The organism is Clostridium sp. BIOML-A1 (assembly GCF_009874105.1).
Classification (GTDB): Bacteria; Bacillota; Clostridia; order Lachnospirales; family Lachnospiraceae; genus Coprococcus.
The window spans coordinates 22,417-33,870 of sequence record NZ_WWTL01000013.1; the positions used below are offsets into that span (position 1 = coordinate 22,417).

General features: G+C 43.6%; 8 protein-coding genes. 6 read left to right on the forward strand and 2 right to left on the reverse strand.

Features of this window, described 5'->3' with window-relative positions; genetic code table 11:
* Nucleotides 1-256: 256 nt before the first annotated feature.
* Entirely contained in the window at nt 257-1,201 is a 945-nt protein-coding gene (locus GT641_RS10495; RefSeq protein ID WP_161117482.1) for a PD-(D/E)XK nuclease family transposase, read from the reverse strand.
* A 400-nt stretch (nt 1,202-1,601) separates the two neighbouring features.
* Between GT641_RS10495 and GT641_RS10500 the strand changes: the two genes are divergently transcribed.
* From GT641_RS10500 to GT641_RS10515, 4 genes are all read left to right on the forward strand, one after another.
* A complete protein-coding gene (locus tag GT641_RS10500) occupies nt 1,602-2,351 on the forward strand; it encodes an HAD hydrolase-like protein (protein WP_243143746.1) in 750 nt (249 codons plus the stop codon).
* A 120-nt stretch (nt 2,352-2,471) separates the two neighbouring features.
* A complete protein-coding gene (locus GT641_RS10505; protein WP_008402473.1) occupies nt 2,472-3,287 on the forward strand; it encodes a LicD family protein in 816 nt (271 codons plus the stop codon).
* A 104-nt stretch (nt 3,288-3,391) separates the two neighbouring features.
* Nucleotides 3,392-4,480, forward strand: coding sequence for an NAD-dependent epimerase/dehydratase family protein (locus GT641_RS10510; RefSeq protein ID WP_119963388.1), 1,089 nt, complete (start codon nt 3,392-3,394; stop codon nt 4,478-4,480).
* A gap of 116 nt (nt 4,481-4,596) precedes the next feature.
* Nucleotides 4,597-7,356, forward strand: a complete 2,760-nt coding sequence (locus GT641_RS10515; RefSeq protein WP_161117483.1) for a CDP-glycerol glycerophosphotransferase family protein — start codon at nt 4,597-4,599, stop codon at nt 7,354-7,356.
* Here GT641_RS10515 and pap read toward each other — a convergent pair.
* The gene (pap, locus tag GT641_RS10520) at nt 7,353-8,825 is read right to left on the reverse strand and encodes a polyphosphate:AMP phosphotransferase (RefSeq protein ID WP_161117484.1); all 1,473 of its coding nucleotides are present in this window, start codon (nt 8,823-8,825) and stop codon (nt 7,353-7,355) included. The genes GT641_RS10515 and pap overlap by 4 nt on opposite strands.
* Before the next feature lie 546 nt (nt 8,826-9,371).
* On the opposite strand from pap, the gene GT641_RS10525 reads away from it, so the two are divergent.
* Nucleotides 9,372-9,563 carry a transcriptional regulator gene (locus GT641_RS10525; protein WP_008402480.1) on the forward strand — a complete coding sequence of 64 codons (192 nt, stop codon included), beginning with the start codon at nt 9,372-9,374 and terminating at the stop codon, nt 9,561-9,563.
* A gap of 125 nt (nt 9,564-9,688) precedes the next feature.
* Complete coding sequence (locus tag GT641_RS10530) at nt 9,689-11,326, forward strand: hypothetical protein (protein ID WP_161117485.1); 1,638 nt, start codon at nt 9,689-9,691, stop codon at nt 11,324-11,326.
* Nucleotides 11,327-11,454 lie beyond the last annotated feature (128 nt).

An 11,454-nucleotide genomic window follows, 5' to 3' on the forward strand; every position in this document is an offset into this window, starting at 1 on the left:
CGCACGCTGATTTGTCAGCAGTCGCCCAAACTCGTCCTTACGGACTCAGACAAGGGCTTGGTGCTGACAGCTAGTGCAAACCTCATAACGAAAGTTCCACTAATGTTTCAATTCACCTGCCACTAGCCATAGAGCTGGAAACAGGTAGGATGTGTTTAAAGAATAACGCCTGCTGGTTGTACCTAAGGAATATCGTATATTCCATGGATACAGCCAGCAGGCGTTTTTGCTTTATGTGTTATTGTTATAAAATAGTTTATTTATTGAGGGCGGCAAGCTGTGCTTTTAAAGCCGCGATCTCAGAAATCATTGCGTTCTTCTCAGAAAGAACTGTAGCAATTTCAGCGTCTTTTTCGGATATCACTAAAGTCATCTCGTTTTCTTTCTCGTTCAAAGCCGTAATTGCGTCATCTCGTTCCTTTTGTAGTTCATCGATCATATAGTGAACCGTATTCTCATCTAACATTCGAAGTGCTTCTGAAAACATGGTGATCACCTCCTCCGGATCATACATATATTCAGACATATCCTTACAGATGGCTTCCATCCAGGGATAGTCAGATACCAGTGCAGCAAGGTCGTCAACCGACTGGGCAGTCAGTAATGACAGCCATGCATTAAGTTCATTGATATCTTTAGCATACTTACTTTCACGGAAAACGTCAAGGGCAACCACATAGAATTCCTGCAAAAGATTCAGTTTGATGCCGGTATCAAAAACAGTTTTTCCATGATGCAGATAAATATCAGCTGACTGTGTCTCTTTGCATTCATTAGGACTGTTTTCAAACATCACGATCGTGTAAACCGTTTTCAGATCCTTGTAGGTAAAGGCGTTTCCTTTCAGGCTTTTCACTCTTGTATACTGACGCAGCATGAGATCGGAGGAGTAGCAGGACATACGTTCACCCGGAAAAGCGTATGGAATCTTCTGGATCTCGACATTTGCGATCGAGCCATCTTCCAACTGGACAAGGATATCCAGAAGCAGGAGCGAGGTGGACGGCAGCATGCTGTCTTCATTTGACAGGATGCACTGAACTGTTACCTTTGTGCCGATGATACTGCTGATCAGACTGGATAGCCGTTCCGGATAGATGTCCGGGTTGAACAGCTTCTTGAAAAATGGATCATAAGTTAAAGGCAGAGTTTTTGTACCCTCCATAAATCCAAGAAAGCGGTTCTTCCATTCCTGTGTCATGTTCTGATAGGCAAAGTAGCTTCGCGGATGCTTCCGGAGCTCCGCAAGACATTCCTTTTCCGTGCGAGTAGGAAAGAGCTGGTGGATGTTTATTGGAGAACCATTGGTTGGTTGACTGGCATGGTTATGGTTGGTAATTTTTTCGTTTGATATCGGTTGATTGTTAAGGTGATGATTGTTGTTTTGGTTATACATAGATTTTATTCCTCATGATTTCCGGCGCCTGTTTTGTCGACAAAGGGAGCATAGCATAAAAATAACAAGAAAAATCGTAAATGTAACAAATGGTATGTCTGGATGTAACTTTCGGTAATTTTTGCTGTTTATCCCCCCATAACCCAAGATTATATCAATGTTGTTGAGAGAAAAAAGGATCTATGCTACAATGGTGGCGTGAATTTTGAACGGACAGAAAGGCAACACTATGTATAAATACTATTTATTTGACCTGGACGGCACAATAAGCCAGTCCGAGCCGGGCATTCTCAATTGCATTCGCTATGCTCTGGATGCAGCCGGACTGCCGGAGCCATCGGAGAAAGTGTTAAAGACATTTATCGGACCATCGTTGTACGATTCCTTTACATCCAAATGTCATGTTGACCACGATCAGGCACTCTGGCTGGTGGACAAATACAGAGAACGATATAACGTGATAGGCCTATATGAGACATCTATCTATGGTGGAATCCCAGAGACACTCAAAGCCTTAAAAGAAAGAGGCGCAAAGATCGGAGTGGCGACATCCAAGCCTACAGCACCGACGGAAAAGATACTGGCGAAATTCGATCTGGCACAGTACTTTGATGTTGTGGTAGGAAGCAATCCGGATGGAACCGGCTCGGACAAGCAGGTGCTGATCGCAGAGTGCCTGAAGCGGTTGAAGGAAGCCGATGCGGAAGGTACGAATATGCTACAGGCAGACCGGGAAGAGGCAGTCATGATGGACGATTCCAAGCCAGAGGTTAAGACACAGATACATGAAAAGGATGCCGTGATGATCGGTGACCGGATGTTTGACATTGATGGCGGACATGCCTGCGGAATTGATACGGTCGGTGTTCTGTATGGATATGGAAATCGTGAGGAATTTGAAAAAGCCGGCGCGGAATATATCATCAGCCGCCCGGAAGAGCTCCTGACATTGTAAGGGAGATCAGACAGAGGCCCTTTTGATATTATAAGGAGACTTTTAATGGGTATTCATAAGGATATTAAGGGTATATAGAAGGCAAATGCAGGCACATACCATAAAAGAGGAGACGAAAACGTGAGAAAATTATTGACGCTTGAGGATATCCATGAGCGTGAGAAAACAATGGTGTTCATGTTCCATGATCTGTGTGAGAAGCATGGGCTGCGGTATTATCTGTGCGGCGGCACGCTGCTTGGAGCAGTCAGACATCAGGATTTTATTCCGTGGGATGATGATATCGACATTCTGATGCCAAGACCGGATTATGAGAGATTACAGGAAGTGATCAAAGAGCAGCCGTTTCTGCCGGATCATAAGTTCCTGTCGACGAGCCTTGGCAATCTGGATGAACCATATACGAAGCTTGCGGATACGAGGACCAGACTGGACAAATATTATACAAAAGACAAATATGATATCTATCTGTGGATGGATATTTTCCCGATGGATGGACTGCCGGATGATGATGCAGAGATTGAACGGATCTATAAAAAGGCACATTGGTATCGCCGCATCATCCAATATCTGAAGATGAAGACAGGGCGGGGCGGTAATCTGGTCAAGAAGATCGTGAAGCCGATCCTGAAACCATTTGCGCATTTGATATGGGGCAAGAAGCGGACAGTGAAGAAGCTGATCCGGTTATGTACACAATATGATTTTGAATCATGCAAATATGTTGGCGGCATTGCCTGTGGCTATGGTCCGCAGGAGAAGATGCCAAGGGAAGAATATGTAAAACCAATGAAAGTGACATTTGGCGGACGGGAGCTGATCGCACCGGGTTGTACCGATTACTATTTGACATCCCTTTACGGTGACTATATGAAGCTTCCGCCGGAAGAAGACCGGAAAGCTCACATTATCAAAATGTATCAGGTGGAAGAATAATAGATATTTGCACGGCGGGCATAGCAATATGCCGAAAGTGCTTTCCATGACAGGATAACAATTCGTACAGATATTTAGAAAAAATATTGCAGGAGGAAATAATAATGAAAGATAAGATTTTAGAAGAAGATCTGTTGTATATTGCAAATGCAGGTGGAGATTATGAGAAATTATACGGCAAATCCATCTTGATCACAGGAGCAACCGGACTGGTTGGTTCACAGATCGTAAAGGCACTGCTTAAGATGAACGAAGTAAAGAATGCTGATATCACGATCTATGCATTTGTCAGAAATGCAGAAAAGGCAGACAAGATCTATGATGAATTTGCAAAGGATAAGCTGGTGTATGTGATCGGTGATGTCGGAGATCCGGTTACCGATGAGACTGTAACCCTGTCAAATGGCAAGAAGATCTCAGAAGTACAGATCAACTACATCATACATGCAGCAAGCCCTACAGCATCCAAGTTCTTTGTGGACTATCCGGTGGAGACGATCATGACTGCGGTAAATGGTACAAAGAATATGTTAGACCTTGGTAAGGAGAAGCAGTCCGAGGGTGTTGTATATATATCATCGATGGAAGCATTTGGCGCACCGGATCCTGAAAAGCCATATGTAAAGGAAGATGATCTGGGATACATTGATATCCACAATCCAAGAAGCTGTTATCCGGAGGGCAAACGTCTCTGCGAATGTATGTGTTCTTCTTACGCAAGTGAGTATAAGCTGCCGGTTCGTATTGCAAGACTGTCACAGACATTTGGCGCAGGTATCAGCTATGAAGAGAATCGTGTATTTGCACAGTTCGCAAAGGCTGCTATGAATAAGACGGATATTGTTCTGCACACAGCCGGAAAATCCGTTGGTAACTACTGCTACACCAGAGATGCCGTAATGGGTATTCTGCTCCTTCTTGTAAAGGGAAATGATGGTGAAGCCTATACCGTAGCGCATCCGGAAGCACATATCACGATCGGAGATATGGCAAAGATGGTTGCAGAGAAACTGGCAAATAATGAGATCAAGGTCGTATTTGACATACCGGAAAGTGCCATGACATTTGGCTATGCACCGGATGTAAATATGCGATTGAATTCAGATAAACTTCAGGCACTTGGCTGGAAGCCGGTGATCGGTCTTGAGGAAATGTATACCCGTATGATGAAGAGCATGGAGTATACAAGATAAAGTTCGGAAAGAAATAAACAGAAACTGCTGCTACAGGGGACGACCTGTTCTATGGTAGCAGCAGTTATTTGCATTACAGGAAAATCTGGGATAAAGAAAACAGGAGGAAGTGACAGTTGGTAAACAGGATCGTAGTCGGAGCGGACAGCTTCAGTATACATGGAAAATTTGATGAGCAGGGGATGTTCCTTTTGATGGAAGAGGGCGATATCCTTTCAGATGAGGATTTTGCGCGTATCGTGACCTTTGTTGATGACCACAGGAACGGAGATATCTTTCTGTTGCCGAAGAAATACGGACTGAGCAGGAACAGCAAGAAGGGAATTATGTATGCGCCGTTTTCCGCATATCGCGAGAAAGGAAAGCATGCGCCCTGGCTTGCACAGAAGCTGGACAGAGATCAGGAATTTCATGGTGTCTATGAGCAGCTTACAAATGGGGTGATCTCTACGGAGATTTTAAGATTCCTGCACGGATTTACACCATTCGGTATGATATTTAAGGGAAGTCTGTTAAATCAGTTGATGGAGATTGCAGATGCCGGAATACAGAGTAGTTCTGCCGGAATACAGAATGCCGGGCAGGATGCAAATGTGACATTCGGAAGCCCTGCACACACATTGGAGGACGTTCTGGTAAAGGGATCATTTCCGGTATTAAAATGGCTGCTTGCGGTTCAGGCAAGAGCCTGTCTGGATGAGAAGCTCTATTATATCGATGGTGTTGACTATACTTTGAAAAACAGCTTTGAAGGGGATAAGACCTTTTTTGAAGGAATCTATGACCGGGCATGGTATAAGGATACCGTTGATCAGCTGATCGAATGGTTAAAGGAAATGTCCATCCATCAGGAAACCCTGCAGATGATTGTTATGCAGCATGCACTGTTCATTGTAAAATATATGATCCAGGCAAATCTCGATAACCTGAACAAGCATTTATTTGAAGAGACCGACGGCGAGGCTTTTTTGTGGAAGCTTGGGGAAGTGCTCTCTTATATAGATGATTCGATCATTTGTGAGAATCAGGGATATCATGTGGATATGAAGAATGAAGACTGTCTGGTATGGGTATTGCTGATCCTAAAGTATAAGGACACCGGTCTGGAATTTGATTTTGCGGATGGCTGCTACAGCTATAATGATATTCAGATCGGAGAACTTACGAAGCCGACGGCGGACATTCAGTTTATGGATAATAAAGATATGGAGGATCACACAGAGCTTACGATCGAAGGACGGTTATCGCCTATTCTTTTGATGAATGGAGCAGAGTTTGGTGTTCTGGTCGGTGACCGCTTCTATCCGGCAGAATATAATGAGCGGTATGCACATACAAAAGCATTTGGCATGTCGATCTTCAAGCTTCGGGCGTTTACGATCCGGGTGGAACTTCCATATGGACAGGAAACAGAACTGGCTTATGTAACAAGAGTCCGGACGGATGTCTTTGAAAATGGTGAAACGATGGGAATGTCGGTAGAGGATCTTCCGGTCACTCTGGAATTCGATTCTCATTTCAGCCGTTTGTGCGACCGTTTCCGTCACAGCTATTGGAAGATCAATAAGAAGCTGTATATGTATAAGACAGAAGCCAATATCATGAAAGTTGATCCGGTAAAGCATGGGAAGATTGCAGGCAGAGAACTGACGTTATGGCGGGATATGTTTGCAACCGGACAGAAGAAGGTTATTAAGTTTATCATTGTCCGGGCGTTCTTAAAGGCAAAGCCGGTTTTAAAGCATCGTCCGATCTGGCTCTTTTTTGATAAGATATATAAGGCGGGGGACTCTGCTGAATATATGTACAAATATGCAAGAAGCAAGAAGGATGGCATCAAATGCTATTATCTGGCAGATGGGGCATCGGAAGATTACGCACGTCTGGAACGCGAAGGTATGAAGCCGGTCAAACGGAGAAGCGTCAAGCACCGGTATGCATTTTTGTATGCGGATATGGTGATCGTGTCAAACTCTACCGTCTACGCATTTAATGATTTCGGTACGATCAATTCGGCACTGATCCGTGATCTGATGAACTTCCATGTAGCCTGTGTCCAGCATGGTATGTCTATCCAGAAGATCGCAGTTGCGCAGAACCGGTTGAGAGATAATACACGGTTGTATTTCTGTGCATCCAAATATGAGATTGAAAATCTGTCGAAGCCGATCTACGGCTATGAGGGTTATGATGCATTGAAGCTGACCGGAGTACCGCGTTATGATGGACTTATAAATGAAGATAAACGGCAGATCCTGTTATCCCCGACCTGGCGGATGCAGGCAGCAGTTCCGGTTACAAAGAATGAGGGTGTGAGCCGTGACTACAATCCACTTTTTAAGGAGACAACCTATTATCAGGTATATAACAGCCTTATTAATGATGAGCGTCTGATCGCTGCGGCACAGAAATATAATTATAAGATCGTCTATGTACTGCATCCGATCGTCAGCCCGCAGATCGATGATTTTGATAAGAATCCTTCGGTAGAGATCATTCCGGCGGTTGCCGTTCATGGACATTCCGGTGTCAATTATGAGAAGGTGTTCCGGGAATCCAGTCTGATGGTTTCGGATTTCTCCGGTGTTCAGTTCGATTTCGCTTATATGCGTAAGCCGGTGGTCTACCTGCACCATCACGATATACCGAAGCATTATGAGGAAGGAACCTTCCACTATGATACGATGGGATTTGGCGAGATCTGTGAGGACAACGACGAATTGATCGATGTTCTGATCTCTTATATGCAGAATAACTGCGAGATGAAACCGGAGTACCGCAGACGTGCCGATGATTTCTTCCGGTTTGACGACCATGACAACTGTGAACGGATCTATGATGTCATGATCGACTACCAGAAGACAAAGATTCATTAAGATATAGCTTTTTCTATAGCATCAACTATGACCTCCAGGGTTTTTAACCGGGCATATTTTTTATCGACTGATTCGATGATGTGCCATGGAGCATAGGTGGTGCTTGTTTTTTGCAGCATTTCATTGACGGCTGTTTCGTATTGATCCCATTTTTCACGGTTCCGCCAGTCCTCATCTGTGATCTTCCATTGTTTTTCTGGTGTATTCTGACGCAGCGTGAATCGTTCAAGCTGGGTGTCTTTATCAATCTGTATCCAGAATTTGATGATCACAGCACCCCAGTCATACAGTTCTTTTTCAAATTCGTTGATTTCGTTGTAAGCACGTTTCCAGTCATTTTCACTGCAAAATCCTTCGATCCGTTCTACCATGACTCTGCCATACCATGTTCGGTCGAAGATAGCTACATGACCGGAGCGTGGAAGCCTGGTGAAGAAACGCCAGAGGAAATGTCGGGATTTTTCATACGGAAGAGGACTTGCGATTGGGAATACTTCGTAACCGCGAGGATCTAATGCTTCCGTTACACGCTTGATATTGCCGCCTTTTCCGGCAGCATCCCAACCTTCGTATGCAATGATGACAGGAATCTTTTTGTGGTAAATGCTGTTGTGCAGCTCTCGAAGCTTTCCCTGTAATTCTTTCAGACGTTTGGAATATTCTTCATCAGATACCGTCTTGTCCTGTAAAGAGATATCCGACAGCTTCGGCATGTCCATAAGAGGGAATACATTCTGTGGGATCGGAACTGCCAGTGAATGATTCTGTAGGGCAACATCGATTCCCTCGGTCAGGATTTCCAGAACCTGAAGCTCTGCCCATTTCTTGGAGCTGCCATCGATGATATACCATGGTGCGCGGGAAGAATCGGTAGCATCTAAGAATTTGTCAAAGATATCCATGTATTTGTCATAATGCTTGTTCTGTGCAAGGTCGGTATCGGTCACTCTCCATTTGGTTGCAGGATCATCGGCAAGCGTCCGGATCCGTTTCTTCTGTTCTTTCTTCGAGATGTTCAGGAAGAATTTGACAACCAGATAGCCGTTATCGGTCAGCTGTCGTTCAAATCTCCGAACATTGGCAATTCGAAGCTCATAGTCTTTTTTTGTCAATTCTTTGTGTGCGTATTCACGCGTAAGCTGATCCATCCAGCCGGAATCCATAAAGACAAAATTGCCGGCTTCCGGTATCTCTTTTACAAATCGCCAGAGAAATGGTTTCCGTCTGTCTTCTTCTCTGACCTTTTCCAGCGATGCAACCCGGTAAAAACGTGGATCGATATTGTTGATGATCCGTCCGACCAGACTGCCTTTGCCGGAAGTACCCCAGCCTTCTACCAGAACGATGACCGGAAGCTTGTGTTCCCGGACGGCCAATGTCTGCGCCGCCAGCTTTTCCTGCAAAGCCTTTAACCGTGTCTTCATTTCCTCGTCCGATGGCTTTTCCTTCATAATTCGATTATTCAACATACATAACACCCCCTGTGTAATAATGAAATTAATTTTTTTATATTGTGTGAATTATGCGTTGGGATATCTTAACTTACCAATGCAGGGGCATTTGAGGTCGCCGGTCCTTAGATGGCGCATTAGCGGCATCTTAGTACCGCTGCAGACCTAACTGAGACTTTACCGAGGTTTATCCGAGGTTAGTTCGAAGTTACACAGCGGGAAAACGAGCGGAAGCGTCCCCTGATTGGTAATGTTAAAGGTATCCCATGCATATCAATGTATAATTTAAAAAATTAATTTCATTATTTTCCGGTTATATCATAAAGTCAATGGACAAAATGCATTAAATATCAAATCGAGAAGAACACGCATATAAAAATTTTTTTTATTGTGTTAACAAATCCTATTGTCATGCCGACTGTTATATTGTAGAATATACATGAGGTTAGGGTTGGATTCTTGTAGAATTTATTTTGTGCTGAATTTTGAAATAATATTGAATGAAAGCATTCTTTTTTTTTCAGAAAGAATGCACATAGGAATGATACAGGAGGGACGCAGACTATGACATCAGGTGAAGAATTATTAGAATTAAGAAAGTCTACAGGAATGAACAGACGCGAATTTGCTGAGTATTTCGAGATACCGTATAGAACTGTACAGGACTGGGAACTTGGAAATAGAAGAATGCCATACTATCTTCTTCGTCTTATGGTTTACAAAGTAGACAAAGAAAATCTTGCAAAGCAGGACTGATTCAGGTAATTATTTTTTAAACAGATGATGGGCGAATAGGTATTGAAAAATCACGGGCATGTTATGTGTCCGTGATTTTTTAAGAAAAACAGAAAATAAAGCACACAAAACAGGGAGTAGAAACAGTGGCAAAGCAGTACGTGATGATCAATGACATAATCGAAGAACATAATGCGAGAATGTATAACTTAAGAAAATACTACCCGTTTTTTGTGTTATCGGAAACTGCATTTACACAGTACAAGGATGGACGATATAACAGTTTGGATATGGGATATATCACCATGGCGGTACTGCGTTTTTTTATTGAGGAAAACAACTTCAACGAGAGGGACATCACATATCCCCAGTGTGAAGCATTTATAAAAGAGCTACTGATCCGTGATTTCGATATTGAGATCGAGGACGAGGATATGGCAGACCTGATCTTATATATATTTGACAAGATCAGAAATGACGGAAAAGCATTTGAATTTACATTTTACGATCCGGGTAAGAAGCAGAAGAAGACCGGACGTGTCAGACTGATCGACAGCCGGATCACGGATGGAAAAGTGCTCTATTACATAACTGCGGATGGGATAGAATTCTATCTTGATACCAAGGAGATCAAGGACGAGAGCAAGATCAATGTAGAACAGGTTTTGCTTGAGAAGATGATCACCGGAGAGAATTTCAAGGGAGGTATCGAGGTTGTCAAGCGGATCAACAGCGAAGTGAACCGGCTTGTAAGAGAAAAAGACGATATCGTAGATCTGCTTTCTTACGATGTATTCGCCGGGGCAGAAGCTTATGAGAAATATATGAAGACGGTTGGAAAATGGTTTTCCGAGGAACAGAAATTATTTGCGAAGAACAAGGCGCTGGTCGATAAGGCAGTTGCGAAAGCAAACTTTGACCATCTGACAAAAGGTTCTACGTTGTTGGATGAGATCAGTCAGTTGGAGCTGGAATTGAAGAAGACCATATTAAAGCATGGAAATCTGATCAACAGCACCATGGAATTACAGAATATATCGGACAACATTATTCAGAAGGCGAAGTTAAAGCGTCTGCGTCCGGTATTTGATTTTGAAAAGGAATTACAGAAGATGATCAGGGAGGATCGGCCGGATAAGATGGGCATGATCCTTGCTCCTTTATTTGCACCGGCGATCGCAAAGTCATTTTCGATGACATCGATCGACAATCTTCTTACGCTCAAATCAGAGGATGAGGCGAAGATGGTGACAGCAAAGAAAGAAGATGTAAATGCAAACTTCCGCTATGAGGATGAGATCGAGGAAGAACGCTCTGGCAGGAACTACGGTAAGTTATTCTTTGAACTGATGGATGTACTTGTCCGCTGGAAGAAACTCAGCTTGAAAGAATTCAACGGATTCCTTGAGATACGATTTGGAAAAGAAATCTATGAGAATGCCGATTATTACGCATTCCTTACTCATCTGGCACAGAAGAAGGAATATGATATCAGCCGGATGTTAAGGAAGCAGGATACCATGCTTGAAAAGCTGGTAGTTGACAGCATCCGGGAATATCAGAAGGTGCGGGACAGCATCGGAGAGCAGCAGATACCACAGGCTACAGCCGACAGCATTTCAACCGTAAGCGTACCGGACATTTATTCGGAAGATGCTTATGCTCCGGACATCTCATTTGAGCCATATAAAGATATGCGCTTCACGCTGACCTTTGACAGCACCGAGGAGATTCCGGTTGGAGCGGATATGTATGTGACGAACATCCTGTTTGAAGTGCGATAGATGATATTTGAACAAAAAAATAGTATGTATATTGTCTGTAAATATTGATTTGTTAATACAGGGGCATTTGAGTCCGCCGGTACTTGATGGCACATGAGTGGCATCTTAGTACCGCTGCAGGACTCAAC

Bases quoted from the DNA above. Each gene is read 5' to 3' on its own strand.
- GT641_RS10495 (WP_161117482.1), bottom strand. From the start codon at position 1,201: ATGACACAGGAATGGAAGAACCGCTTTCTTGGATTTATGGAGGGTACA.
- GT641_RS10510 (WP_119963388.1), top strand. From the start codon at position 3,392: ATGAAAGATAAGATTTTAGAAGAAGATCTGTTGTATATTGCAAATGCA.
- pap (WP_161117484.1), bottom strand. From the start codon at position 8,825: ATGTTGAATAATCGAATTATGAAGGAAAAGCCATCGGACGAGGAAATG.
- GT641_RS10525 (WP_008402480.1), top strand. From the start codon at position 9,372: ATGACATCAGGTGAAGAATTATTAGAATTAAGAAAGTCTACAGGAATG.